The organism is Streptomyces sp. RG80, from assembly GCF_040446465.1.
Taxonomy (GTDB): Bacteria; Actinomycetota; Actinomycetes; order Streptomycetales; family Streptomycetaceae; genus Streptomyces.
In genome coordinates this window covers 279,013-303,313 of the sequence record NZ_JBEAAJ010000010.1, presented here as the reverse complement: position 1 = coordinate 303,313, position 24,301 = coordinate 279,013, and the positions used below count along the sequence as shown (strand labels likewise).

At 70.8% G+C, this 24,301-nt stretch carries 24 protein-coding genes and 1 pseudogene; 15 read left to right on the top strand and 10 right to left on the bottom strand.

What is annotated here, in order from left to right; genetic code table 11:
* Positions 1-47 precede the first annotated feature (47 nt).
* Positions 48-1,001, top strand: coding sequence for a prolyl aminopeptidase (pip, locus tag ABKA17_RS33730; RefSeq protein ID WP_353696120.1), 954 nt, complete (start codon positions 48-50; stop codon positions 999-1,001).
* A gap of 25 nt (positions 1,002-1,026) precedes the next feature.
* On the opposite strand, the gene ABKA17_RS33725 is transcribed toward pip, so the two are convergent.
* Positions 1,027-1,692, bottom strand: a complete 666-nt coding sequence (locus ABKA17_RS33725) for a GntR family transcriptional regulator (RefSeq protein WP_353696119.1) — start codon at positions 1,690-1,692, stop codon at positions 1,027-1,029.
* A gap of 146 nt (positions 1,693-1,838) precedes the next feature.
* Here ABKA17_RS33725 and ABKA17_RS33720 point away from each other — a divergent pair, with 146 nt between their 5' ends.
* The 3 genes from ABKA17_RS33720 to ABKA17_RS33710 all read left to right on the top strand — a co-directional run bounded on the left by ABKA17_RS33720 (position 1,839) and on the right by ABKA17_RS33710 (position 5,310).
* Entirely contained in the window at positions 1,839-3,299 is a 1,461-nt protein-coding gene (locus ABKA17_RS33720; RefSeq protein ID WP_353696118.1) for an NCS1 family nucleobase:cation symporter-1, read from the top strand.
* 5 nt (positions 3,300-3,304) lie between these two features.
* Positions 3,305-4,024, top strand: coding sequence for an aspartate/glutamate racemase family protein (locus tag ABKA17_RS33715; RefSeq protein ID WP_353696117.1), 720 nt, complete (start codon positions 3,305-3,307; stop codon positions 4,022-4,024).
* A 293-nt stretch (positions 4,025-4,317) separates the two neighbouring features.
* Positions 4,318-5,310, top strand: coding sequence for a glycoside hydrolase family 6 protein (locus tag ABKA17_RS33710; protein ID WP_353696116.1), 993 nt, complete (start codon positions 4,318-4,320; stop codon positions 5,308-5,310).
* 13 nt (positions 5,311-5,323) lie between these two features.
* On the opposite strand, the gene ABKA17_RS33705 is transcribed toward ABKA17_RS33710, so the two are convergent.
* The 3 genes from ABKA17_RS33705 to ABKA17_RS33695 form a co-directional block, all read right to left on the bottom strand.
* Entirely contained in the window at positions 5,324-5,782 is a 459-nt protein-coding gene (locus tag ABKA17_RS33705; protein ID WP_353696115.1) for a GNAT family N-acetyltransferase, read from the bottom strand.
* A complete protein-coding gene (locus ABKA17_RS33700) occupies positions 5,779-6,189 on the bottom strand; it encodes a RidA family protein (RefSeq protein WP_353696114.1) in 411 nt (136 codons plus the stop codon). The genes ABKA17_RS33705 and ABKA17_RS33700 overlap by 4 nt, the downstream gene beginning before the upstream one ends.
* 103 nt (positions 6,190-6,292) lie before the next feature.
* Positions 6,293-6,580, bottom strand: coding sequence for a hypothetical protein (locus ABKA17_RS33695; RefSeq protein WP_353696113.1), 288 nt, complete (start codon positions 6,578-6,580; stop codon positions 6,293-6,295).
* A gap of 255 nt (positions 6,581-6,835) precedes the next feature.
* Between ABKA17_RS33695 and ABKA17_RS33690 the strand changes: the two genes are divergently transcribed.
* Positions 6,836-7,219 (top strand): hypothetical protein, encoded by a 384-nt coding sequence (locus ABKA17_RS33690; RefSeq protein WP_353696112.1) that lies wholly within the window; start codon positions 6,836-6,838, stop codon positions 7,217-7,219.
* Between the two features lie 58 nt (positions 7,220-7,277).
* On the opposite strand, the gene ABKA17_RS33685 is transcribed toward ABKA17_RS33690, so the two are convergent.
* On the bottom strand, positions 7,278-7,874 hold the full coding sequence (locus ABKA17_RS33685) for a hypothetical protein (protein WP_353696111.1): 597 nt from the start codon (positions 7,872-7,874) through the stop codon (positions 7,278-7,280).
* A gap of 552 nt (positions 7,875-8,426) precedes the next feature.
* Here ABKA17_RS33685 and ABKA17_RS33680 point away from each other — a divergent pair.
* From ABKA17_RS33680 to ABKA17_RS33660, 5 genes are all read left to right on the top strand, one after another.
* On the top strand, positions 8,427-9,515 hold the full coding sequence (locus ABKA17_RS33680) for a beta family protein (RefSeq protein ID WP_353696110.1): 1,089 nt from the start codon (positions 8,427-8,429) through the stop codon (positions 9,513-9,515).
* Between the two features lie 310 nt (positions 9,516-9,825).
* Positions 9,826-10,398, top strand: coding sequence for a hypothetical protein (locus ABKA17_RS33675; RefSeq protein WP_353696109.1), 573 nt, complete (start codon positions 9,826-9,828; stop codon positions 10,396-10,398).
* A 141-nt stretch (positions 10,399-10,539) separates the two neighbouring features.
* Positions 10,540-10,950, top strand: coding sequence for a hypothetical protein (locus tag ABKA17_RS33670; RefSeq protein ID WP_353696108.1), 411 nt, complete (start codon positions 10,540-10,542; stop codon positions 10,948-10,950).
* Positions 10,947-12,044: a hypothetical protein gene (locus ABKA17_RS33665; protein ID WP_353696107.1), complete on the top strand. Its 1,098-nt coding sequence runs from the start codon at positions 10,947-10,949 to the stop codon at positions 12,042-12,044. The genes ABKA17_RS33670 and ABKA17_RS33665 overlap by 4 nt, the downstream gene beginning before the upstream one ends.
* A 543-nt stretch (positions 12,045-12,587) precedes the next feature.
* Positions 12,588-13,361 carry a nucleotidyltransferase domain-containing protein gene (locus ABKA17_RS33660; RefSeq protein WP_353696106.1) on the top strand — a complete coding sequence of 258 codons (774 nt, stop codon included), beginning with the start codon at positions 12,588-12,590 and terminating at the stop codon, positions 13,359-13,361.
* Positions 13,362-13,365: 4 nt separating this feature from the next.
* On the opposite strand, the gene ABKA17_RS33655 is transcribed toward ABKA17_RS33660, so the two are convergent.
* Positions 13,366-13,767, bottom strand: coding sequence for a hypothetical protein (locus tag ABKA17_RS33655; protein WP_353696105.1), 402 nt, complete (start codon positions 13,765-13,767; stop codon positions 13,366-13,368).
* 137 nt (positions 13,768-13,904) lie between these two features.
* Between ABKA17_RS33655 and ABKA17_RS33650 the strand changes: the two genes are divergently transcribed.
* The gene (locus tag ABKA17_RS33650) at positions 13,905-14,636 is read left to right on the top strand and encodes a DUF7873 family protein (RefSeq protein ID WP_171145679.1); all 732 of its coding nucleotides are present in this window, start codon (positions 13,905-13,907) and stop codon (positions 14,634-14,636) included.
* Positions 14,637-15,334: 698 nt separating this feature from the next.
* Entirely contained in the window at positions 15,335-17,062 is a 1,728-nt protein-coding gene (locus ABKA17_RS33645; protein WP_353696104.1) for an FUSC family protein, read from the top strand.
* Between the two features lie 26 nt (positions 17,063-17,088).
* Here the strand turns inward: ABKA17_RS33645 and ABKA17_RS33640 are convergent, their stop codons facing one another.
* On the bottom strand, positions 17,089-18,039 hold the full coding sequence (locus ABKA17_RS33640; protein WP_353696103.1) for an endonuclease/exonuclease/phosphatase family protein: 951 nt from the start codon (positions 18,037-18,039) through the stop codon (positions 17,089-17,091).
* 125 nt (positions 18,040-18,164) lie between these two features.
* Between ABKA17_RS33640 and ABKA17_RS33635 the strand changes: the two genes are divergently transcribed.
* From ABKA17_RS33635 to ABKA17_RS33625, 3 genes are all read left to right on the top strand, one after another.
* Positions 18,165-19,547 carry an amidohydrolase gene (locus tag ABKA17_RS33635; RefSeq protein WP_353696102.1) on the top strand — a complete coding sequence of 461 codons (1,383 nt, stop codon included), beginning with the start codon at positions 18,165-18,167 and terminating at the stop codon, positions 19,545-19,547.
* Between the two features lie 97 nt (positions 19,548-19,644).
* On the top strand, positions 19,645-20,334 hold the full coding sequence (locus ABKA17_RS33630; RefSeq protein ID WP_353696101.1) for a DUF899 domain-containing protein: 690 nt from the start codon (positions 19,645-19,647) through the stop codon (positions 20,332-20,334).
* A gap of 154 nt (positions 20,335-20,488) precedes the next feature.
* The gene (locus tag ABKA17_RS33625; RefSeq protein WP_353696100.1) at positions 20,489-20,674 is read left to right on the top strand and encodes a DUF8839 family protein; all 186 of its coding nucleotides are present in this window, start codon (positions 20,489-20,491) and stop codon (positions 20,672-20,674) included.
* A gap of 28 nt (positions 20,675-20,702) precedes the next feature.
* Here ABKA17_RS33625 and ABKA17_RS33620 read toward each other — a convergent pair whose 3' ends face one another.
* The 3 genes and pseudogenes from ABKA17_RS33620 to ABKA17_RS33610 all read right to left on the bottom strand — a co-directional run.
* The gene (locus tag ABKA17_RS33620) at positions 20,703-22,640 is read right to left on the bottom strand and encodes an ABC transporter ATP-binding protein (protein ID WP_353696099.1); all 1,938 of its coding nucleotides are present in this window, start codon (positions 22,638-22,640) and stop codon (positions 20,703-20,705) included.
* 129 nt (positions 22,641-22,769) lie between these two features.
* Entirely contained in the window at positions 22,770-23,210 is a 441-nt protein-coding gene (locus ABKA17_RS33615; protein ID WP_353696098.1) for a hypothetical protein, read from the bottom strand.
* A gap of 458 nt (positions 23,211-23,668) precedes the next feature.
* Positions 23,669-24,265 (bottom strand): annotated as a pseudogene (locus ABKA17_RS33610) (ATP-binding protein); the annotation flags it as partial.
* Between the last annotated feature and the right edge of the window lie 36 nt (positions 24,266-24,301).

Here is a 24,301-nt window from a genome sequence, read left to right as displayed (position 1 = left end):
CCGGAATTGAGGGGACCGGGCCGTCGCGGGGGAGTTAGGGTCGCTGGATGCCTCTCTACCCGGACATCGAACCGTACGACCACGGCATGCTCGACGTCGGTGACGGCAACCGCGTCTACTGGGAGACCTGCGGGAACCCGCGGGGCAAGCCCGCGGTGGTGCTGCACGGCGGGCCCGGGTCCGGCAGCGGGCCGTACTTCCGGCGGCTCTTCGACCCGGCCGCCTACCGGATCGTCCTGCTCGACCAGCGCGGTGCCGGGCGTTCGACGCCGCCGGCGAGCGCCCACGACACCGACATGAGCGTCAATACGACCCCGCACCTCATCGCCGACCTGGAGCTGCTGCGGGAACACCTCGGGATCGAGCGGTGGCTGGTGTGGGGGGTGTCGTTCGGATCGGTGCTGGGGCTGCGATACGCGCAGACGCGTCCGGCGGCCGTGTCCGAGCTGGTGCTGACCGGGGTCGCGACCGGTTCGGATGCCGAAGTCGCCCTGCTGACCAGGGGACTTGGGCAGATCTTCCCGGACGCCTTCGAGCGGTTCGTCGGTGAGTTGCCCGCCCGTGAGCGGTCCGGGAACCTCGCGGCCGCCTACAACCGGCTGCTGGAGTCGGCCGATTCCGAGGTGCGGGCGCGGGCGGCGCGGGCCTGGACCGACTGGGAGACGGCGACCATTCCGGCGCCGCCCAGGTCCGTCGAGCGCTTCGAGGACCCCGGGTTCCGGATGGGCTTCGCCCGCACGGTCACCCACTACTGGGGCAACGGCCACTTCCTGGACGAGGACGGTGCCGTCCTGCGCGACGCGCCCCTGCTCAAGGGAGTGCCCGGCACGCTGGTGCAGGGCAGCCTCGACTTCGGCAACCTCGCCGGAATCGTCTGGCGGCTCCATCACGCCTGGCCGGGCAGCGAGTTGGTGGTGATCGACGAGGTCGGGCACAACGCGGGGGCGCCGGGGGTGGCCGAGGCGATGGTGGCGGCGACGGACAAGTACGCACGCCTTTAAGGGAGACGGACAAGTACGGGCGCCTTTAAGGGAGTTGGTCTTCCCCGAACAGCTGCCGCACCGTCGACTCGTAGTTGGTCCGCACGTGCGCGAGGGCGTGCGCGCGGGCCCGCTCCGGATCGCCGGACGCGATCGCCTCGTACAACTCGCGGTGCTCGACGAGGAGTTGGGGCCACTCCTCGTTCCGCCGGGTCAGCCAGCGCAGTCGGCCTGCGACCGGTTCGAGGGCCTCTATCAGCAGGCTGTTGCCCGCCATGGCCACGATGCGGTCGTGCAGTCGGCTGTTGACGTCGGTGATCGTCTCCGCGTCGCCCGCCTCGGTCGCCGTGGCCGCCCGGTCGAGGAGCTGCTCGACCTCGGCCAGGTCCTCAGGGGTCGCGCGGGCCGCGGCCAGGGCGGCGGCGTACACCTCCAGCGCCTCGCGCAGCTCGAAGAGCTCCTTGACGTCCTTCGGGGTCAGCCGCCGTACGACCGTGCGGCGCGGCGTCTCGAAGTGGACGAACCCCTCGGCGACCAGCGCCCGGATCGCCTCACGGACCGGCACCCGGGAGACCCCGAACCGCTCGGCCAGCTCCCGCTCGACCAGTCGGTCGCCCGGCCGGAGCCCGCCGGCGATGATCTCCTGTCGCAGAGTGGCCAGGACGCGTTCGCGGACGGCGCCCAGAGGTTCGATCTTCGTCGTGGAGCTCATGGGGCAATCTTCGCCGACTCCGGAAGTGTTTTACGGAGCGTTAACGAACACGACATCGGTCAGAACGCTTGACGAGAGGACTATGACCGCAGTTTGGTATACCAAACGGCCGTCATCCTCCTCCGTCCCCGTTCCTGGAGGCCCCCGTGTCCCTTGCCGACCACGCCGAAGCCACCGGCGCGCCAGCGTTCGTCCCCGATCCCCGCCTCACCAACGAAGACCTCGCGCCCGCCGACAAGCGGAACTGGAAGGTCTTCGACCTCTTCGCCATGTGGATGTCCGACGTCCACAACCTGGGCAACTACACGTTCGCGGCGGGCCTGCTCGTCCTCGGCATGAACGTGTGGCAGGTCTTCACCTCGCTGCTCGTCGGCTTCGTGATCATCTACGTCGGCATGAACTGGATGGGCAAGATCGGCCAGCGCCACGGTGTGCCGTTCCCCGTCATCAGCCGCATCAGCTTCGGCGTCTGGGGCGCGAACATCCCGGCCCTCATCCGGGCCGTGATCGCCATCATGTGGTACGGCATCCAGACCTACCTGGCCTCCGTGGCCGTGAACGTGATGCTGCTGGCCGCCTGGCCGGGCCTGGAGTCCTGGACCCACAGCTCCTTCCTCGGACTGGACGCGCTGGGCTGGGTCTCCTTCCTCTCGCTGTGGCTGATCCAGGCGCTGATCATCAGCCAGGGCATGGAGTCGGTACGGAAGTTCCAGGACTTCTGCGGACCCGCGATCTGGATCGTGATGATCGCGCTGGCGGTGTGGGTGCTTTCGAAGGCCGGTTGGACCATCTCCCTCACTTCCACGCCGCACCCGGTCTCCGTCGGCGAGCAGTGGCGGCAGTGGTTCGGCGCGATCGGGCTGATCCTCGCCACGTACGGCACGCTGATGCTCAACTTCTGCGACTTCTCGCGCTTCGCCCCGGACTACAAGACGGTCCGCCGCGGCAACTTCTGGGGCCTGCCCATCAACTCCACCGCCTTCGTGGTCGTCTCGGTGATCGTCACGGCCGGTTCCCTGGAGGTGTTCGGCGAGGCCATCACCGACCCGGCGGAGCTGGTCGCCAAGGTCGGCAACACCTGGATCCTCGTCCTCGGCGCACTGACCTTCGCCATCGCCACCATGGGCGTCAACATCGTCGCCAACTTCGTCTCCCCGGCGTACGACCTCGCCAACGTCTGGCCGCAGAAGATCACTTTCAAGGTCGGCGGCATGATCAGCACGGTCGCCGCGCTGCTGGTGACCCCCTGGAACCTCTTCTCCAACCCCACGGTCGTCAACTACTTCCTCGGCGGCCTCGGCGCCTTCCTGGGCCCGTTGTTCGGCGTGATCATGCTCGACTACTACTGGGTCAAGAAGGGCCGCGTGAACGTGAACGAACTGTTCGACGCCACGCCCGGCTCCCGCTACTACTACCGCAAGGGCGTCAACCCCAAGGCCCTGTGGGCGTTCCTGCCGGCGGCGGGCGTCTCGGCGGTCCTGGCCCTGGTGAAGACGTTCAGCGACGTGGCCCCGTACTCCTGGTTCATCGGCACCGCCCTGGCGGCCGGCCTGTACGCGGTCCTGTGCCGGAGCGAGCGAACGGCTCCCGAAGCGGTGGAGGTCTGATCGGAGTGCGGATCGTCGTCACCAACTGCAACACCACGCAGGAGATGACCGAGGAGATCGTACGAGGTGCCCGGGCCGCCGCAGGCCCGGGCACCACCGTGACCGGGCTGACGCCGAGGTGGGGGCCCGAGTCGGCCGAGGGCTGGCTCGACAGCTACCTCTCGGCGGCCGCGGTCATCGACCTCCTGCGCACCTACGAGGGTCCCGACTACGACGCCGTCGTCATGGCGGGCTTCGGTGAGCACGGCCGGGAGGGCGTCCGGGAGCTGCTGGACGTCCCCGTCGTCGACATCACCGAGGCGGCGGCCCATCTGGCGTGTCTGCTGGGCAGGCGGTACGGGGTGGTCACCACCCTGGAGCGCTCGTGCGGCCAGATCGAGGACAGCCTGGAGCTGGCGGGCGTGGGCCGGAACTGCGCCGCCGTCGTCGGCACCGGCCTGAGCGTCCTCGACCTCGGCGACACGGACCGCACCGAGGCGGCGTTCCTCACGGCCGCCGAACGGGCCCGCGCCGCCGGTGCCGAGGTGCTGGTGCTGGGTTGCGCCGGGATGACCGGGCTCCAGCGGGTGGTCGGCGAGAAGCTCGGGCTGCCGGTGGTCGACGGGGTGGGCGCCGCCGTGAAGCTCGCCGAGTCACTGGTGGGGCTGGGGCTGCGGACCAGCAAGGCGGGCGGATATGCGCAGCCGCTGCCTAAGGGGAGGGCTTGGGGGAGAGGGGTGGAGTGAGGGGAGGGGGTGGGGCGAGAGGGAGTGAGGTGAGAGATGTGGGGCTGGGGCGAGGGGTCTGAGGCGAGACGGGTGGCGTGAGTGGCTCGTGGCGGTCGCCGTCCGGCTCGGGGTCCGCCCGGCTTCGGCCGCCGCACGACTTCGGCCTCGGCCCGGCTTCGGCTTCCGCCCGGCTTCGGCCGCCGTCAGGGTGATCCTGGGGCGACCTGTCCGGTGGTGCGTTCGGTCGGGGGTGGTGCGGTCGGAGACTCCCGTCAGGACGAGTCGCCTCACGGCGGGAACGGAGTCGCCCCATGGTGTTGACCTGGCTGTCCACGGTCCGGGCCTCCCGAAGATCCGGAGCGACGGCCCGCACACTCCTCGCCGCCCTGCTCACCGGCCTGTGCTGCACGGGTGCGTCGAGTGACCTGCCCGAGCCGTTCTGGACCGACCCCGACTCCCGGGCCGCTCAGCAGGCGGCCGAGTGGCGGCGCGAAGGGCGGGCCGTGGACGCCGCGCTGATGGACCGGATCGCCGCACGGCCCCAGGCGGAGTGGCTGCACGGACCCGGCCCCGGCCCCCTGGTCCGCGCCCGCACCACGGCAGCCGCGCAGGCCGGCAGCGTCGCCGTACTGGTGGCCTACTACATCCCCCACCGTGACTGCGGCCAGTACTCCAGCGGCGGTGCCCCGAGCGCCGCCGCCTACCGTGCCTGGGTCGACGAGTTCGCCGCCGCCCTGGGCGACCGGGGCGCCTACGTGATCGTCGAACCGGACGCCGTCGCCCAGGCCGTGGCCGGCTGCGCCGGAGTGGTGGCGAGCGACCGCCACGCCCTGCTCGCCTACGCCGTCGACCGCTTCACCCGCAGCCCGCACACCCGGGTGTACCTCGACGCCGGGAACTCCGGCTGGATCCCGGAGGCCTGGCGCCTGGTCACCGCCCTGCGCGCATCGGGCGTCGCCGGGGCCGACGGCGTCGCGCTCAACGTCTCCAACTTCCAGACGAACCAGGCCAGTTCGACGTACGGGGACGAACTGTCGCAGTACCTCGGCGGCAAGCACTACGTCATCGACACCAGCCGCAACGGCAACGGCCCGTACACCGAGGCCGACGCCGAGTCCTGGTGCAACCCACCCGGCCGCGCCCTCGGCGAGCCGCCGACGACGGACACCGGCAACCCACTCCTCGACGCCTACCTGTGGATCAAACGGCCCGGCGAGTCGGACGGAACGTGCCGGGGCGGCCCACCGGCAGGCCAGTGGTGGCCGTCGTACGCACTGGAGTTGGCCCGCAACGCCCGTGCCTGAAGCCGCCCCTGTCCTACGGCCGCCAGACGTATCGCACGTCCGGCTCCCGCTCCTCGTTGCCACTGCCGTCCGTGCGCTCGACGGCGACGAAGCCGTGCCGCTCGTAGAAGCGGTGGGCGGGCTTGTTGACCTGGAAGGTCCACAGGTGCAGGCCTTGTGGGCTGCGTTCCTTCGCGAGGGTGACGAAGCGGTCGCCGAGGCCGCGGCCGCGCCAGTCGGGGGCGAGATAGAGCTGGGAGAGGAGGTCGTCGTTCAGCACCATCACCCCGACGATCCCGTCCGCGTCCGCGACCCAGGTCTCCCGCAGCGGCACGACCACCTCTCGGAAGTAGTCCCGTACCTCGTCGTCGGAGCGCGGTCGGACGACCGTCGGCAGCGCGGCGTCGAAGGAACGCAGCCAGACGTCGGCCGCCGCCGCGGCGTCAGGGGCGGTGGCGCGGCGCAGCGTGACCCCTCCCGATCCGGTCTTCATCGCGCCTCCTCCGGGACCACGGCCGTCGCTGTGATCTCCACCAGTTGCCCGGAGTACCCGAGGCAGGCCACCCCGAGCAGCGTCGAGGAGTGCGGCCCCGTGCTGAGTCCGGACGCCTCCACGACCTCCCAGACGGCGGAGAGCACCGAGGTCTCACTGCTCACGACGTACACGTCGGTGTACAGGACGTGCGCCAAGTCGCTGCCGATCGCCCGCAGTTGCTCCTGAAGGTTCGCCAGCACCTGCTCCGCCTGCCGCACCGGGTCCCCCTCGCCGACGATCCTGCCCTCGGCGTCGAGCGGTACGGAACCGGCGAGGAACGCGAGCTTCGTGCCGGCCTCCACCACGGAGGCGTGGGAGTAGGTGGGCGGTGGGAAGAGGGCCGGGGAGGTGACACGGCGGATCACGAGGACTCCAGTGCTGGACGGGCGACGCGACGGACAACCTCGCGATCATCCAAGCCGCTCTCCCGGGCCGCCACCCGATTTTCCTCCCGGCGGCTTCTCCACCTCACGACTCCTCCCTCTCCGCCGCGTCGCCGTCTCTCGCAGGCCGGACCGGTCCGGCCGTAGCTCTCCGGCCGGACCGGAACTCATGGCTCTGCTCGGCCGCCTCCACCCGCTCGAGTCGGTAGAGCCGCACCGGCGGCGCGGCGCGGGCGCGCGGATCGACGCTCAGTCGGTCCGGTGGCCCGAGCAGCCGGTGCACCAGGCCCCCGGTCGTCCACCCCCGCAGCCGCAGGCCGGCCAGGGAGACATACCGTCGCCCGTCCTCCTCGTACTCCCCGCGAACCGTCATCGCTGCCTCCCCCGTGATGGCACTCCATGACTTTCTGTCATGACCTTCTGCCATGACTCTCTGTGACGACGTATCCCATTGAAGCGCGACCCACTGACAATGGCCCACGACGGACGGGGCCTGTGGATAACCACTCGACAGCGCGGCCCCGTGGGTGTCAGCCTCACGCCATGCGCGACAAACATCTGGGACGTTTCACCGCGGCGGACTTCTAGCGCCGCACCGGACACTCCGGTGGGCCGCGGAAGGTCTGCCATGTCACGCACCGTTCATCACGTCCCCAACAGCCGCCGCACCCTGCCCGCACGCTGGCCGCTCGGCCTGCACGGCCCTTGGACGGGCCATACCGTCACCGAACTCCGCTATTCCGGAGCAGAGTTGGCCCGTTCCGCGCGCGAGGGCCGCCGTCCGGCGCCGAGGTTCGCCAGGCGGAGCTTCACCTCGTACACGTACTCCCGCGCCGTGAACGAACGCCGGTACAGCCCCTACGAGCGTCAGGCCAGGGCCGCCCTCCAGGGCTTCCGCACGGCTGCCCGACGGCACCTGCGGGCGGCTCCTTCGGGCGAGCTGCTGTCGTGGGCCGAGGGTCTGGACCATCCGCCGACCCGCCACCGGCATCGCGATCTGTGGGAGGCCTGACCGTCGTAGGGGTGAGCGACCTGCTCGCCGGCGAGAGCCGCTTCAGTCCCGGGTGCTCTCAGGGCTGAAGCGGTCCCGTGGGGGTGGCCGCCATCGGGGAGCGTGGTGCCGGGAGGTTGATCAGGTCGCTGACGTCCGCCACCTCCTGGAGGGTTCGCGCCAGCGAGACGAGGGTTCGGCGTACCTCGCCGATGCGCTCGCGGAGTGCGTCCGCATGCTCCCACTGCTGCTCCCACGCCACCGGGTCCTGCCCTTCCGGCCGTTGGGACTCGTACGCCGTCAGCCGCGGATGCCAGGTGGCGAGCAGCGGACGCAGTACGCGGTTGAGGACCGTGACGGCGAGGACGCCGAAGCTGACGTGGCCGGGGGCCAGGGGAGGGGCGACCTCGGGGCCGTAGCGGCGCAGGATCTCGCGGGTGGTCTGGAAGAAGGAGTAGAGGGACGACAGCGCTTCGCGCAGGAAGCCTTCTTCGGGATCGAGCTCCTCGACCGACACGCGGGTGACGAGCTCCAGGTACAACTCCCAGGCCGCGCTGCGCTCCGCGTCGGCCGGTTCCCAGGTGCCGGTGATGTCACCGACGAACGGGATCGCCAGCCTGGCCGTGACCTGCGTCGGACCGCTCGGTCGACGCCGCTTGCGCTGCCTGAATGCCATGATCACTCTCCTGGGTACCCACAGTAGGGCAAGTCGGCTTGGGGGACGACCGGTTCGGATGCCACGGCGATGTGGAGAGGGTTTGTTGGCGCGTCGAGCCCCAATCCGAAAGCGAGTTCAGTCGGTGGGAGTCGACGACTGTCTGTCCGGCGGGACTTCGGGTGTGATCCGCGGACGCGTGTCACGTCGTCCAAGCCGCGAGCCGGGCGCCTTCATGTCCACTCCGTCGACTGCCAGAAGATCGCAGGGGTGTCACGGGACCGTGTAGCGGCGGGTGTGCCCGTCTGTGAGCGCGTAGGTCGTCGTGAGGTATGGGGTCAGACCGCCGAGCAGCTGCGCGGCGGCCAGGGTGGGCCTCGCGACGTACTCCTTCGCCCCCGGGTTGTTGTCCAGGTCAACCGTATAGCGGGCCCCTGACAGCGTCTGCCGAATGCCGGCTCACATGAGCGGGCCAGGCCATGGCCGAATCGCGCTCTTTCGTCACAGAGAGTCCCGCTGCACCCTTCGACCAGGGGCGATACGGCGATTCAGCGGGGTCTAGGGGGAGCCGCGATGGTCGAGCCGATCTACATGCCTGTTCTGCCGATGCGGCGAGACGCCTGGAACGCCTATGCGCAACTGGACTTCCGATTACGGCGACGGATCGCGCCCTTGTGGACGCTCGTCCCGCACTCCGGTCGGGAGCGCACCCGGGGCGAGCCGTCCTCGCCGGACTGGGACAGCGACCAGAGCGCACTCGACCGCTGGCTCACTCTGCGTACGGACCAGCTGATCGAGGCCATGGACGGCAGGTTCGGCTGGGTGGACGCCACTCATGTCGAAGGCAGCATCCACGGATCCGCGGCGAGCCTGTGGCGGCTGATGACCCGCAGTCGACTGAGGCTGGTGACCGGCCCCGAACGGGACCCACAACTCCAGCGCTACGCCGCCGATCTCGCCTTCCTGAGCGGCCGAGGCATGGGCATACGCCTCCTGGTCGACGCCCCACCGGACGAACTCCGCGCGGCAGAGCTGCTGAGCCTGATCAACCGGCTGTGCCTCCCCCCGTCGGCGGTCGACCTGATCCTCGACCTCGGAGCAGTCCCGGACGCCGCGGAGTCGGGCAAGACGGCCATCGCGGCTCTCGATGTGCTGGGTGCGCCGGCCCCCTGGCGTACGGTCGTTCTGACGTCCGGCGCCTTTCCCCGCGTGCACGACCTCCCGGGCGCCGAAACCGCCTACGTCGCCCAGCGCCATGACCGGCACGTCTACGGGGCGGTGCGTGCGGCCCGACCCGAGTTCCCGAGAACCGTGGTCTATGGGGACTATTCGGTCGAGCATGCGTTCAGCGCGAACATTCCCCATGTACGGGCGCCAGGCCCTCCGTGGGGCGTGATGCGCTACACGGCGCCGGACGGTTTCATGATCGGCCGGGTCCCCACCCGGGGCAACGAGCGCGTCGACCGTGTCCGGGCCATGGCGCGCTGGATCACGGAGTCCGAAGCGTTCCGCGGCGCCGACTACGGCGACGGCGAGGACTGGTTGCACGAGTGCGCCCAGGGAGAGGGCTCCAAGGGCTCAGGGAATGCGGAGACTTGGATCAAGGTCGGGCACCTTCAGCACATGAACTTTGTGATGAACCAGCTCATCGCTGCGGGGTAGTCGCCGACGACGGGAACGCTGCACTCCCGGCGTCACGCGGCATGACCAGCTGCCTGGCCGAATCGGCCCTGTTTTCGGGCTTGTTCGGTCCGGAGACACTCACGGAATGGTGTACCGATGCCGTGCCCAGAAGCCCGACGGCAGGCTGTGCAAGAACCGGGTCTCGGGCCCGGACGTACGCTGCCGTTTTCACGTAGGTCTACCGGCGGGGCGAGTGACTTCACCCCCGCGCTCCCGTCGGTCGGGGCGCGCACCTCGACCAGCACCCGCCCGTACCCGTCGAAGCACACCCAGGCGTAGGACGCCACGGGTGGCGACGGTTTCTCGTCCGCGACGCGCGACCCCCGCACCCCCACCGCCATCGCGTGAGCGCCGCCGCCTGGAAGAAGTAGCCGGCTTCTGCGCGGACACCCTTAAGGACGGTGGCGCAGCGGCCATCGCGGACCGCGCCTCCGCTTACGTCTCTGATGCGACCTGGAAGGCGCTCGTCAAGAAACACCGAAGGAAGGGATGTGACGACCTCGCGGAACTGGCGCGGGCCATCCTCAAGGGCAAGGAACAGCTGCACGACGCCGTGGCCCGGACGGCCGGCGGCCTTCTGGGGCTGCTGAGTCGCCCTCGCATCGAGCGGGTCTTCGCCCAAGAGCTCGCACGTCGCATTCCCCTCCCTTGGGACGCCCAACTCGCCGCCGCGGCACGCGGTCTGCAGATCGCCGGGATCTACGTCTGCCTTGTGGGAAACCGGGACCTCACCGACTGCGCCTGTCTGCGCGACGTGCTCAAAGCTGAGGGGAAGGAGCGGGTCAAGAAGCTGGTCCAGGCGGGTGTGGAGGACTGGAGGTCGTTGCCCGCCAGGATGTCGGATGCGGTGGGTGAGGGGTGATCGCTGTTCGGGTGGCAGGCGAGTCGGTAACTCATCAGTGGGGTATGAGGGTTGGGATAGGGTGTCCGTCGCGCTCTGTCGACACCGCTGGGTCGGAGCAGGTGACTCGGCGTGGTGGAATCCGGAAGCTCGGGGGCATCCATGGATCCGTTTCTCCTCACCTTGGCCGGGACGGCAGGGACGACCGTCGTCACTCTTTTTGTCGGCGAGGGCTGGCAGCAGGCACGTGACGGGGTGGTGGCGGTCTGGCGCAGATTCCGTCCGGAGGCCGCCGGTGACGTGGAGCGGGAGCTTGAGGCCTCCCGGCTCGCCGCGTTGGAAGGCGACAGCCCGGAGACCGCGAACCGCCTCGAAGGCCACTGGATCGGACGGTTCGCCGGACTGCTCGGAGAGCATCCCGAAGCGGCCGATGAGCTGCAAAGGCTGCTGGACCGGCTGAGTGAGGGCTCGGGCGGTCAGGCGATCACCGGAGGCGTACACATGCAGGCACGGGCCGACGGCAGCAGCCGTATCTACCAGTCGGCCCGGGACCAGCACATCACCGAGCGATGAGCGGACTGGAGAACCGGGGCGGCGACGGCCGCGGAAAAGCTGATGCCTGGGCACGCGCGTCGGAGAACGGCCAGGTGTATCAGTCCGGCCGGGACCAGCATGTGACGCACATCTACATCACGCCGGAAGCCCGGGGACAGGCCGCGCACGAGGCACGCGAGCGTGCCGACGGCGTGGTCCAGGTGCTGACCCGCACGGTGGGAGAATGGGCGGCCCGTTGCGCGGAGTTGGAAGAACAGGTCGAGAGGGCGAGGGCCGAAGGACGGGCCGAGGCCCAGACCGAGTTCGCCGGACGGTTGAAGGACGCCGAGCTGCGCGTCATGCGGGCCCAGCGGGTGATGCGCGAGGCGGAGGAGGCACGAGCGCAGGCCGAGGTCCACCTGGCCCAGGCACAGCAGGAGCTGGCGCTTCAACGCCGGGCCGCGGAGCGGGAAAGCACCACAAGTGTGCCGATCCCGTCATCCGAGGTGGTGGGGGAGGACCAGGAGACAGAGCAGTTCGCCCAGCTCATGGAACAGGCGGAGCTTCAGCTGGGGGCAGTCCGGGACGAACTGCGGTTGCTGAGCGACGAGGTGCAGTCGCGCGGAGCGGATGGTCAACCGACCGTCCTGGTGGGGGAGGCCGTGGAGAGCGGCGTCACGGAGGAGGGCGCCGAGTCGGCCACGGGCGGGATCGAAGCCGACGGCGCGGCAAGTCGTCCGGCGCGAAGGCGTTCAGTACGTCCCCGGGGGGAGCCCCGCACCCTCCGGGTCAGGCTCGTGGGCGTCGTGGGCTACTTCGCCATCGCGCTTCCGCTGCCGATCGCGGGATCCGCGATTCACCTCATTCACTCGGCGGAGAAGCCCCCAGCGGTCGTGTGGAGCGTCGGATTCGATGTGAGCGTCGTGGTGATCAGCCTGCTGATTTCTGCCACCCTGTTCGTCGTTCTGACACAGGCGCAGGGCTGGTCGGATGTCGCTGTGTTCCTGGCGTTTGTCGTACACGCCACGGCGGGGGTCGTTCTCTTTGTCAGTGCCACTGTGATGGATCCGGACACTTTGCCGCCGCTGACGGCGGTCGGCCGTTTCGTTGCGGAGTACTTGGGCCCACTGTGACCGAGAGGCCACGACGTTCATCGCGCCCTGCGCGGCACCCCGTCGGCCGGCCGCTCCGGCCGGCATACCCGACGCGGATCCTGCCCGCTTCCGTGATCAGCCGGAAGTGGATGCGTCCGGGACTGGGCTGGTAGCGGACATGCAGGGCTGCCGTGTTGAGGCGTAGCAGCTCGGCGCGCGAGCCGAGGAAGCCGCGGCCGATCGTCTGGTGGTGCGAACGGGGATCTCCGTGGCGAGCCACGGCTGCTCGGCCTCGGCGTCCGCGTCGAGGAACGCGGCGACCGCGGACCCCAGATGGTCTTGAGGACCTCGATCTCCTGAGCGAAACGCAGCCGGTCTCGTAGTCGACCACCGAGGGCTTGATGACCTTGACGGCCGCCGGCTCCCCGCCCGGGGACTCCCCGAGATGGACCTGGCCCATTCCGCCATGGCCGATCCGGCCGAGGGGAGTGGCGGCTCGGATAAATATGTCGCCGTGCGGCCGGTGCCCGCGTACGCTCCCGGCGGCTTCCAGAACCCACCCGACTCGTTGAAGGGACCGACGTGCCCGCCCTCCCCGACCCCGCCCTCCCTGACTCCGTCTTCCTCGACGCCACCGCCGACCGCCTCGCCGCGCTCCCCACGGTCCAGGCAGTGGCCCTCGGCGGCTCCCGAGCTCAGGGAACACACAGGCCCGACAGTGACTGGGACCTGGCCGTCTACTACCGGGGTGTCTTCGACCCAGCCGACCTGCGTGCCGTCGGCTGGGAGGGCGAGGTGTCTGAGGTCGGTGGCTGGGGTGGCGGCGTGTTCAACGGCGGCGCGTGGCTGACGATCGACGGGCGACGCGTCGACGTGCACTACCGCGATCTCGACGTCGTGGAGCACGAGTTGACGGAGGCGGAGGAGGGACGCTTCCGGGTGGAGCCACTGATGTTCCATCTGGCCGGCATCCCCAGCTACCTGGTGGTGGCGGAGCTGGCGATCAACCGAGTGCTGCGCGGAGAGTTGGCGCGCCCGGCGGTATACCCGGAGAAGCTGCGCCAGGCCGCCCCCGAGCGCTGGCTGGGTACCGCCCGCGCCACTCTCGCCTACGCCAAGGCCGCGCATGCCCCCGCCGGACGCGTCACCGAGGTCGCCGGCGCCGTCGCCACGGCCGCGGTCCAGTCGGCCCACGGTGTGCTGGCGGCGCGGGGGGAATGGGTGACCAACGAGAAGCGGTTGCTGGAGCGGGCGGGGCTACGGGACATCGACGCGGTCGTAAGGAAGTTGAGCGTCGATCCTGAGGAGCTGACCGCGGCCGTCGCCGAGGCGGAGGCACTGCTCGTCGCCGCGTGATCAGTCAGCCGCTGCCCTTCCCCAGCACCAGCCACACGGTCGTCGTCAGCGTGCAGACGAGCGCGACGACCGTGCCGAGCGTCGCCAGGCCCGTCTTCTTGTCCGGAAAGAGCTCACGCCCTGTCCGACGCAGGCTCGGCCGTACGGCGAGAGAGCGGACGCGCTGCCACTTGTGCTGCTCGTAGTGGCAACCGCGCGGCAGACCACGGGCGTTGTTCCGGCAGGTCTGGCCCTCCTTGCGGATCTTGGCGCCGCAGGGGACCGGAGCCTGGAAGAGGAACCAGAAGAGGCTGAGCCCGAAGAGAACGGTCAGGCCGATCGGGCCGATGTCGGTCGACACCCAGGCGGTGATTGCCACGACCAGGGTGGCGAGGCCCCAATAGGGCAGAACCCTGTGCCAGGTCATGCCGTGAAGGTATGCCTGGACGGCGGTCGTGGACAGGCGCGGGTTGCGCCATGTGGGAATACTTCCACGCTCATGTCGGCGGCCGGACGCGAATAATCCTTCGAAATGCGACCGTTGTCGCTGCTACCGTCCCTGACGTGGCGAAACTCAATCAGATCATCGCAGTAGAGAAAGGCGTCAAGTCCAAGGCGCACCAGGACCTGACGGCCGCTCACCACGGGCTGCAGAAGCCCGCGTTGCTGGCCGGTATCTCCCGTACCTACCAGCCGAAGGACGAGGAGGGCGAGCAGTTGCCGCCCGAGTCGACCCGGGTGCAGGTGAAGGCCGAGGACGTGTTGCGGGAGACCGCGGCGACGCTGACGCGGCTCTTCGATGTGACCGCCACCAAGGACTGGGCCAACTGCGCCGCACGCGCGGACGTGAAGGTGGACGGGCGGGTGCTCGTCGCCGACGTGCCGGTGTCGTACCTGCTCTTCCTGGAGAAGCAGCTCGTCGATCTCAACACGTTCGTACGGAAGTTGCCCGTGCTCGACGCCTCCGAGGGGTGGGTGCAGGACCCTTCCACGGACTCCTGGAAGACCGAGCCGGTGCGGACCCTTCGTACGAAGAAGGTCCCCCGCAACCATGTGAAGGCCGAGGCGACCGAGAAGCACCCCGCTCAGGTCGAGGTCTACTACGAGGACATTCCCATCGGATACTGGACCACCGTGAAGTTCTCCGGTGCGCTTCCGGCGCGGCGGGTCAATGAACTCCTCGACCGGGTCGAGAAGTTGCAGCAGGCCGTGAAGTTCGCCCGTGAGGAGGCGAACGGCGTGGACGTCGTCGACCAGCGGGTCGGGGACGCCGTGTTCGGTTACCTCTTCGGGTAATCTCAGAGAATCCCCGGTCCTTTGCGGCCGGGGTGCGCGAGGAGCGCAAGCTGAAACTGAAGCTTGTCGTGACTGCGCGGTTCCAGTGGAGGTTCGAGCCCTCCCCGCGGCACTCAATTACACGCCGCGGTAGCCCAATTGGCAGAGGCAGACCGCGATCAATCTCAGACTCTTGCTCCAGATTCAGTATTCGCCGTCGATCGCCGGATCGACCGGGCCCAGGCCCAGGGCGTCGAGATGCTGGTTCAAGTCCAGTCCGCACAGCTCGATGTGCGGTGGTCCAAAGGCAGGACGCGACGACATTACGACTGATCTGGGTTCTCAAGTGTGCCGGCGTGCGAAATGGACGGCATTCACAGGGCCCGGGGGCAGGCTACGCCCTCGGGCCCGCTCCTTTTTTCCGGAGGCCCGCCGCGAGTTGCGTTCATAAAGAACTCGCCTCTCCGGCCAACCGTCACATCCCCGAAATACAACGGCCCCATCTCCTCCAACACCCCCCTCTACCGTGGACCCCGACAGCCCGGCCACCGTCGCCCGAAGGCTTACCCCGCCCTCGTCCAGTCGACAGGAGCCCTGTGTCCCGCGTTCTCGCTCTGCCGCCCTGGCTCGCTCATGCCCTTCGTGCTCAGCGTGGTCCCGTGCCCTGGAGTGCCGTGGCTCGGGGGGCGCTGGCTGCCGGGCCTCTGTTGGGTGTGGCCGTGGCCGGGGGGTGGGTCTCGCTCGGGGTGGTTGCCGCCATCGCGGCCATGCTCGCCGGGATCAACGACCGGCCGGGCGGTCGGCGGGTGTCCGTCAAGCGGATCGGGGTGCCCGCGCTCGCCGGGGCGGGTGGGCTGTTGCTGGGGACGTACGCCGGGGGGTCGCTCGAGGCAGTTGCCCTCACCCTCGTACTCACCGGGCTCGGTCTGGTCGCAGGTGGCATGAGTGCGGTCGGGCCCGTCGCCTCCGCGGCCGGTACGCAGGTGCTCGTCGCCGCCGCGATCGGGGCCGGGATGCCGTTGCCGGAACCGGGGTGGCAGCGGGCGCTCGCCTATCTCGCCGGTGCCGTGTGGCTGCTGGCGTTGCGGCTGGTCCTGCCCACTCCGGGCTCGCTCGCCGGGGACTTCCGGTTCGACGGGGAACGGGAGGCGGTGGCCGCGGTCTACGACGCCGTCGCCGCACTTCTCGACGCCGTCGGCACCGCGCACGCCACCACTCGGCGTGCCGCGCTCACCGCCGCCCTCGACCATGCCCAGGACGCCCTCGCCGGGCCCCGGTTGCGCCGGTACGCCAGCTCCGCGGCCGAGCGGCGGCTGCACGCGCAGTACGCGGCCGCGCTGCCGCTCGGCGAGGCCGCCACCGCCCTCGCCTGGGCGGAGGAGGCGGTGCCGGCGAGGGCGGCGGAGGGACCCCGGCGCCTCGCCGCCGCCGTACGCGAGAACTCGCACACCGGGCCGCTGCCCGCGCCCTCGCGGTCGGCCCCCGCGCTGCGCGCCCTCGACGACGCGCTGCTGCATGCCGCGGAGGCCTTCGACCAGGCCGAGGGGAGCGATCTGCACACCCGCAGGCGCACCGGACGGGATCTGCTCCGCGCCGTCCTCGGGGTCGGCGGGCGGGAGTACGGGCTGCGGGTCGCCCTCTGCTTCGGGGCCAGCGCCGCCATCGCCCAGGCCCTGCACCACTCCCACTGGTACGGGGAGCACGAGCACTGGTACTGGCTGCCCGCCACCGCCGTCTTCCTCGTCAAGCCCGACCTCGGACCGCTCGCGTCGAGGGTGCTGTGCAGGGCGGCCGGGACCGTGCTCGGGGCGCTGGTGTTCGCCGCCTTCGCCGCCGTACTGCCCCGTCCCGAAGGGCTCATCGCGCTCGTCGCCGTCAGCGGGGCGCTCATCCCCGTCGCCACCCGGCACTTCGCCGCCCAGACCGCCGTCGTCACCGTCCTCGTGCTGGCCCTGGTCATGGTCGGCGGCGAACCGCAGGCCTCCGCCGGACGGATCGGCGAGACCCTGCTGGCCTGCGCGCTCGTCCTCCTCGTCGGCCATCTGCCGATGCCGGGGCAGCGGGCCGGGGGAGTGCGGGCGAGGCTCGCGGCGGCGAGCGGCGCCGCGCAGGCGTACCTCGACCACGTACTGAGCGGCTCCGACGACCGTGCCGCGCGCTGGACCCTGCGCCGCGAGGCGTACCGCACGCTCGCCGAGGCCCGTACCGCCATCGCCGTCGCCGCCGCCGAACTCCCCGCGCTCGCCCGGCACTCGGAGGGCACGGGCGACATCGTCGTCACCCTCGAACAGCTCGTCGACACCACCACCGCATGTGCCGTCCACCTCGACGACTCGGGCCGCATCGACTCCCGCTACACCCGCAGGCTCGCGGAGTTGGCGGAGGAGCTCGCGAAGGGGCGCGAACACGCGCGGATACGCCTCCCTGAGCTGCCCCTCGCCGGCTGAGTCGCCGTTCCGGCCGAGTCAGCGTCCTAGTCGAGCCGTACCCACACCGGCGCGTGGTCCGACCCAGCCGCCCCCTGCCGCTCCGCCGGATCGGCCCCCACCGACGGCAGCCGTGGCGCGTGCTCGTCCGGCAGGCCCGTGCCCGCGGCGGTCACCCGGTGGACCGTCCGGTGGCTCAGCAGGATGTGGTCGATCAGTTCGCGGCGCCCGGAGTTGACGCGGGAGAAGCGGTGTTCGGCGGGGATCCTCGGGGCCACGTTCCACAGCCGTGCCGCGTCGCCGCCGTCCGGCCGGTCGAAGGCCGGAGTGCCGAGCTCTGAGCCGGGCGGGCCGAGGAGGAGCTGGGTGGTCGCCGCCTGCACCTCGTCGTTGAGGTCGCCCAGGACGACGACGTCCCGCGCGCGGCCGTCACCCTCCAGCAGTTCATCGGCCAGCGCGCGCAGTGCCGTCGCCTCGGCCGCCCGCCGGTACAGCGCGTACGCGCCGAACCGGGCCCGCTCGCCCTCGTCGCGCGGCTGGAAGCGGCCGCCGGGGTACGACAGCAGCTTGGACTTGAGATGGCACGCGGCCGCGCGCAGCGGACCGCCCGCCGTCGCCGCCTCCACCGCCAGGAAGCCACGGCCCGCCTCCGACACCGTGAGCTCCTTGTCGTCCGCCTGCACCGGGCGCAGCTTCGCCGGGAACCCCTTCGTGTCGTGCAGCACCTCCAGCGGCGCCCGGCTGAGGAAACCGACCCGGATGCCCCGGCCGTCCGCGTGCCGCGAGAGCGCGGTGTGCCAGTCGCCGCCCAGCATGCCGACCAGGTCCCGCAGCGCCTCCGGCTCCCCGACCTCCTGCACGGCGAGGAGCGCCGGGTCGAGTGCCGAGATCACGGTGGCGAGGGCGGCCAGCTTCGTCTCGTACGCCGCCTTGTCCTTGGGGCCGAACGGGCCTCCCGGCCGGTACAGGTTCTCCAGGTTCCAGGTGCCGATGAGCATGCCGGGCCCCCTTCCGGACGCGGTGGTGAGGTCAGCGTGCTCGTCCGGCCGGTCTCGCGACAGAGTCGGGACCGGATGCGCGGTTCGGCTCACGCGGTGCGACGACACCGTCGTACGTTGGCGGGATGACCGTCCCTCCCAACGGCCCCTCACCGACCGGCCTTCCGCCCGCCGACCTCGTCATCACCGGATGCACCGCTCTCGTGCACGACGATCAGGAGCGCATCGGGTTCGAGGAGAACGCCACCATCGTCATACGAGACGGAGTCATCGAGTCCGTCGCCGCCACCCCCGCGCCCGCGCCCGTGGAAGGACGGCAGCACATCGACGCCCGTGGCCAGGTCGCCCTCCCCGGTCTCGTCAACTGCCACACCCACGCCCCGATGGTCGCGCTGCGCGGTGTCGCCGAGGATATGCCCACCGAGGAGTGGTTCAACGACGTCGTGTGGCCGATCGAGTCCAACCTCACTGCGAAGGATGTGGAGTTGGGCGCGCGGCTCGCCTGCGCCGAGATGATCCGCGCCGGTGTCACCTGCTTCGCCGACCACTACTTCTCGATGGACGCCGTCGCCCCAGTCGTCGAGGAGTGCGGGCTGCGCGCCCATCTCGGCGAGGCCTACTTCTCCTCCCAGGGTCCCCAAGGCCGGGAGAAGTCACTGGAGTTCGCGCTACGACACCGGGGCGCCGCCGGTGGCCGCATCACCACGGCCCTCGCCCCGCACGCCCCGTACACCGTCGACGAGGCCGACCTCGCCGCCACCGCCGAACTCGCCCGCGAACACGGCCTGCCCGTCCATCTGCACGCCTCCGAGAACCGCGACCAGGCCGAGGTCAGCCTCGAACGGCACGGCGTCACCCCCATCGAGGTCCTGGTCCGCACGGGCATCCTCGACACCGACGTCCTGATCGCCCACGGCACCGGCATCCTCGACCGTGACCTGCCCGTTCTCGCGGGCGCCGCGGGCCGGGTCGCCGTCGCCACCGCGCCCCGCGGCTACCTCAAGTTCGGCTGGCCCTCCACCACCCCCGTACGGGCCCTGCACGACATCGGAGTCCCCGTCGGCCTCGCCACGGACGGCGCCGCCTCCAACAACTCCCTCGACGTATGGGAGTCCATGGCGCTCACCGCGCTCATCCAGAAGTCCACGACCGGCGACCCCCGCTGGCTGACCTCCCGCCAGGCCCTGCACCACGCCACACTCCAGAGCGCCCGCGCGGTCGGCCTCGGGGACAGCGTCGGCACCCTCGCACCCGGCCGCCGCGCCGACCTCGTCCTCGTCGACCTCACCGGCCCGCACACCCAGCCGGTCCACGACCTCGCCGCCACTCTCGTGCACAGCGCCCGCTCCTCCGACGTCCGCACCACGATCGTCGACGGCCGGATCCTGATGCGCGACCGCGAACTGCTGACCATCGACGTGGCCGAGGTCGTCGGGGAGTTGGGGGAGCGCATGCCCGCACTCCTCGACCGGAGCCACGGCAAGCGCATCCAGGACTACGACACCTAGAGCCCGACCCGGGCCGGAGAAGTTTCCCGAGCCGCCGATGAGTTTCGCCCGCGACACCGGTCATTACCCCGAACGGACCGTCGCAGCAGGAGGGGTCATGTCGCTTCCGGAGATCGTCTCGCGTGCACAGTGGCGCGCGGCGCGCGGGGAACTGCTGGTCAAGGAGAAGGCGGCGACGCGGGCGCGGGACGCGCTCAACGCGGAGCGGCGCGGGCTGCCCATGGTGGAGGTGGACACGGAGTACGTCTTCGAGGGCGGCGACGGGAAGGCCACGCTGCTCGACTTGTTCCAGGGGCGGGCCCAACTCGTCGTATACCACTTCATGTTCGCGCCCGAGTGGGACGCGGGCTGCCGCAGCTGTTCGGCGTTCCTGGACCAGATCGGGCATCTCGCGCACCTGAAGGCACGCGGGACGACGTTCGCGGCCGTGTCCAGGGCGCCGTACACGAAGATCCTGCCGTTCAAGGCGCGGATGGGCTGGACCCTGCCCTGGTACTCGTCGTACGGCGGCGACTTCAACCATGACTTCGAGGCGACCCTGGAGCAGGAGGGGGAGCTCTTCGAGCGGCCCGGCGTCAGCTGCTTCCTGCGGGACCGCGACCGGGTCTTCCACACCTACTCGACGTACGAACGAGGTCTCGACGGGCTCGGCTCCACCACCAGCCTCCTGGACCTCACCGCGCTGGGCCGGCAGGAGGAGTGGGAGGAGCCCAAGGGGCGCGCGTCGACGCTGGGGGCGCCTGCGGGGAGTGAGCGTGTCCGGTATCACGACGAGTACGAGGACTGACACGGAAGGTAGCGAAAGTGACCGGTAAGTAACCGGATTCTCACGCTTCGCGCCGAACCCGTGTCAGCTACGTCTCAGTCCCGCAACTGAGCGAGGCGTTCACCCTCCCCAGAGCGTTAACTCCTACAAGTACGACGCTTTCTGGAGGTGCAGGATGGTGAACGGGCGAACCGTGCTCGAACGCTTTCCCGCCGGTGGGCCGCGCGGATCGTGGCCCGCGGAGGAGTTCGCACACGCACGACGCGCAGAGGGCCTGAACGCCGAGGTCGTGATGGACCTGGCGACGGACGCGTTCCTGGTCATCGTGCGGGGTGACGCGGCCGCCGACGTGGTCGCCTGAGCACCCCGCCCAGATCGCCCAGCCCTGATCACCCCGCCCTGGGGACCTCGGCCGTGAACTGGCGCGCCTGGAGCGAGTACAGCTCGGCGTAGACGCCACCGGTGGCCAGCAGTTCCTCGGGCGTGCCGGACTCCACGAGACGGCCCTGCTCCAGGACGTGGACCAGGTCCGCGTGGCGCACGGACGCCAGCCGGTGGGTGATCAGGACCACCGTCTGACCGGTGCCCGCCAGGGCCCGGATCTTCTCGAAGACCTCCAGCTCGGCCCGGGCGTCCAGGGCCGCCGTCGGCTCGTCCACGATCAGGATGCGGCCGCGGCGGTACGCGGCCCGCGCGATACCGAGGCGCTGCCACTGCCCGCCGGACAGCTCGTGCCCACCGCTGAAGTGGCGGGCCAGCAGGGTGTCCAGGCCGTGCGGCAGATCGGCCACCACCTCCTGCGCCCCGGCCTCGGTGACCGAGGCGCTCATGCGCTCCTCGGTCAGGGGCGCGGCCGAGCGGCCGATCGCCACGTTGACCTTGGCGGTGAACGGCCACCGTTTGAAGTCCTGCGCGACCATCGCGATCCGCTCGGCGAGCAGCCGCCGGTCCGCGCCCGCCGCGTCCACTCCGTCCCACAGGATCCGGCCCCGGTCGGGCTTGTAGAGGCCCGCGAGCAGCTTCACCAGGGTGGTCTTGCCGGAGCCGTTCTCGCCGACCAGCGCCACGATCCGGCCCAGCGGGAGAGCCAGCGACACATCGTCCAGGGCGGGCCGCGTCGACTCGCCCGGGTAGCTGAACGTGACGTTCTCGAAGCGGATCTCCGCCGGGTCCTCGGGCAGCTCCCGCCCGCCGACCGGGATGGCCCGCTTCTCCGCCTCGACGTACAGCCGCTGGAGGTCTCCGACGAACAACGCCTCCTGGTGGAGCTGGTTCACCTCCAGGACCAGGCTGTCGAGGCTGCCGGAGCCCGAGCGGATCGCGATCACCGCCGTACCCGCCACCGACAGCGCCATCGCACCGGAGAGCAGCAGACCACCGAGTGTCGCGTACGTCGCCACCGTCGCCAGGCCCGTCCAGCACGCCGCGAACAGCCCGGTACGGGCCGCGAGCCGGGCCAGGCGCTCCTGCTCGGCCTCCGCGACCTCCGACATCGCCCGGAAGTGGTGCAGCAGGAAGGGGCCGACCCCGTGCACCCGGATCTCCGGCGCCGACTCCGGCTCGATGAGCAGATCGCTGAGGAGATGACCGGCCCGGGCGTGCTGCACCCAGGTGTGGAAGGACTCGTACCGTCTGCGGGCGTTGGTCAGGGCGCTCCACGCGCTCGGCAGGGTCATCGTGACCAGCAGCGGGAGCAGGGCCGGGTGCAGCACGGTCAGGACACCGGCCGCCGCGATCAGCGAGATCGCCGCGTTCATGACCCGGGTGGCGTAGGCGATCATGCGGCGCGCGGACGTGGCGCCGTACTGCGCGGTGTCGAGCAGCTTGTGGAAGGCGTGGTCCTCGATCGCGGCCAGCTCCACGGCGGCCGCCCGCTCCAGATAGCGCTCCCTCGCCACCCGCTCCACCTTGGGCTCCAGCCGGCCGGTGGCGTACGTCGACGCGGCGCGCAGCAGCGCGGAGACCAGCATGACCGAGGCCATGGCGACGAGGGCGGGGACGGCACCGCGCAACCGCTCCTCGATCGGACCGCCGGCGATCAGCCGCCCCAGCACGCTGTTCACGGCCAGCAGACTCACCGCCTGCGCCAGACCCCGGCCCGTCTCGGCGCCGAGCACGACCCGCGCGGCCTTGCGGTCCGCCTGCCAGGCCAGCCGGAAGCTGAGCGCTAGCAGTGCGGGAAGCTGCCGCAGCATGGCCCGGAAGCTCAGCTGGAGCCGGGCCTTGGAGTGGCTGTTCCAGCCCGCGTCGTAGCGCAGGGGGCCGCCGAAGAGCAGCTGCTCGGACTCGGAGACCTCGGGCCCCCCGACGTCCCGTTTCTTCCTCACCGTCGGCCTCCCCCGCTCGTGGACGCTCGTGGACGGAGGGCCACTATCGCGGGAGGGGGGTGCGGGGGGCAGGGCGCAGACGGATATGCCGGGACGCGCGGGCGTACGCCGTGGGCGGTGCGGGACGGGTTACGCGCTGATGGGGCGTGACCAGGTCGGGGTCGTCCCCGTCACCCGGCACAACGCCAGGTACAGCGGGATCGGCGGGGTGTACGGGAGCTCCCCGTCGGGGCGGTGGATCAGGTCGGGGGCCACCGGCGCGTCCGGAACGATCGCGCCGGTGGCGTACTGGGCGGGGGCGGGCCACTCCAGGGCGTAGTCCGAGTCGGACGGGACCAGCCACCACCAGTGCGTCTCATCGGCGTAGACGCACCCCACTCTGGGCAGCCGGGGCATGACCAGCGGGCCGAAGCGGGCGGGGATGGCGACCGCGTCGCAGCCCAGCGGGGCCGTCATGCCCTCGGGGACGGGAAGGCGGCGGGGTGCGGCCGGGGCGCGCAGGTCACGCCGGAGGCGGAGCAGCGTGTCCAGGGTCAGTACCTTGCCGCCGGCCACGGGCCTCACAGCCATGGGCCCCCCGTCCCGTGGCGCCGGGCTGTTCCGTGGTGTCGCTCCGGGTCGTGCAGGCGGGCCAGGTCGTGGTGGCACGCGGTGGTGTCGTCGTGGGGCCGGGTGGTTTCGGGGGCCCGTGCCGTGTCGTGGGGCCGGGCGGTTTCGGAGGTCCGTGCCGTGTCGTGGGCCCGTGGCGTGTCGTGCGGTCGCTCGGTGTGGTGGCCGCGAGTGTCCGCCTCGATGTGGTGGCCGCGCGTGTCCGGCTCGCCTTGGTGGTGGGCGTCGGCTTCGCCGTGGTGGCGTATGTCCGCCTCGCCGTGGTGGGCGGCCTCTTCGTGCCGAGTCGTTCCGTCGTGCCGGGAGGCGACTCCGTCGTGCGGGGCGTCAGTCCCGTGGTGGGGGGTGTCTGTGTCGTGCCGAGCCGTCCCGTCGTGCCGGGCGGTAGCTCCCTCGTGCGGGGCGGCAAGCCCTCCGTGCCGGGCGTCCGCCTCGTCGCCCTGGTCTTCCGAGCCGCCGGCCGGGCCGGGCTTCGGGCGGGCTCCCCAGCCGAGGTCGTTGCAGGGGCCGCAGTCGTGGCGGGGGGCGTCGGCCTTGCGTGGCAGTTCCGCCCAGACCAGCAGGCCGAAGCCGTGTTCATGGGCGCCCCAGGCGTGACAGAGGGCGTCGACGAGAAGCAGTCCCCTCCCGTGCTCCTCTTCACCGCGCTGCGTCGACGGGCGGGGTTCACCCGGCGCGCAACCCTCGTCACGCACGGCTATTCGCACCAGCTCGTCGCCGTCGTGCAGCTCGCAGACTATGTGGCTGCTCGCCGTGTGCACGATCGCGTTGGTGACCAGCTCGGTGACCACCAGGGCCGCCGAATCGCAGATGTCCTCGCAGACCGACCAGCCGTTCAGCCGAGCCCGCGTCAACCGTCTCGCCTGGGCCGGCGAACCCGGATGTGCGGCCAGCTCGAACCGGAATCGGCGCTCGGCAGCGGCCCCACCAGGAGTTACTCCCTCGGCGGCACCGAGGCTGTGGGGGCCTGCGGCGGCGTCTGTTCCTAAGGGCGCGGACGGAATCACGCTTGCCACTATCGCCCCGCCGTGAACACTTGGCAAGTGTCACTC

Coding starts and splice junctions, on each gene's coding strand:
- pip (WP_353696120.1), top strand. CDS start 48: ATGCCTCTCTACCCGGACATCGAACCGTACGACCACGGCATGCTCGAC.
- ABKA17_RS33725 (WP_353696119.1), bottom strand. CDS start 1,692: ATGAGCTCCACGACGAAGATCGAACCTCTGGGCGCCGTCCGCGAACGC.
- ABKA17_RS33710 (WP_353696116.1), top strand. CDS start 4,318: ATGGTGTTGACCTGGCTGTCCACGGTCCGGGCCTCCCGAAGATCCGGA.
- ABKA17_RS33705 (WP_353696115.1), bottom strand. CDS start 5,782: ATGAAGACCGGATCGGGAGGGGTCACGCTGCGCCGCGCCACCGCCCCT.
- ABKA17_RS33695 (WP_353696113.1), bottom strand. CDS start 6,580: ATGACGGTTCGCGGGGAGTACGAGGAGGACGGGCGACGGTATGTCTCC.
- ABKA17_RS33690 (WP_353696112.1), top strand. CDS start 6,836: ATGTCACGCACCGTTCATCACGTCCCCAACAGCCGCCGCACCCTGCCC.
- ABKA17_RS33685 (WP_353696111.1), bottom strand. CDS start 7,874: ATGGCATTCAGGCAGCGCAAGCGGCGTCGACCGAGCGGTCCGACGCAG.
- ABKA17_RS33680 (WP_353696110.1), top strand. CDS start 8,427: ATGGTCGAGCCGATCTACATGCCTGTTCTGCCGATGCGGCGAGACGCC.
- ABKA17_RS33670 (WP_353696108.1), top strand. CDS start 10,540: ATGGATCCGTTTCTCCTCACCTTGGCCGGGACGGCAGGGACGACCGTC.
- ABKA17_RS33665 (WP_353696107.1), top strand. CDS start 10,947: ATGAGCGGACTGGAGAACCGGGGCGGCGACGGCCGCGGAAAAGCTGAT.
- ABKA17_RS33655 (WP_353696105.1), bottom strand. CDS start 13,767: ATGACCTGGCACAGGGTTCTGCCCTATTGGGGCCTCGCCACCCTGGTC.
- ABKA17_RS33640 (WP_353696103.1), bottom strand. CDS start 18,039: ATGCTCATCGGCACCTGGAACCTGGAGAACCTGTACCGGCCGGGAGGC.
- ABKA17_RS33635 (WP_353696102.1), top strand. CDS start 18,165: ATGACCGTCCCTCCCAACGGCCCCTCACCGACCGGCCTTCCGCCCGCC.
- ABKA17_RS33630 (WP_353696101.1), top strand. CDS start 19,645: ATGTCGCTTCCGGAGATCGTCTCGCGTGCACAGTGGCGCGCGGCGCGC.
- ABKA17_RS33625 (WP_353696100.1), top strand. CDS start 20,489: ATGGTGAACGGGCGAACCGTGCTCGAACGCTTTCCCGCCGGTGGGCCG.
- ABKA17_RS33615 (WP_353696098.1), bottom strand. CDS start 23,210: ATGGCTGTGAGGCCCGTGGCCGGCGGCAAGGTACTGACCCTGGACACG.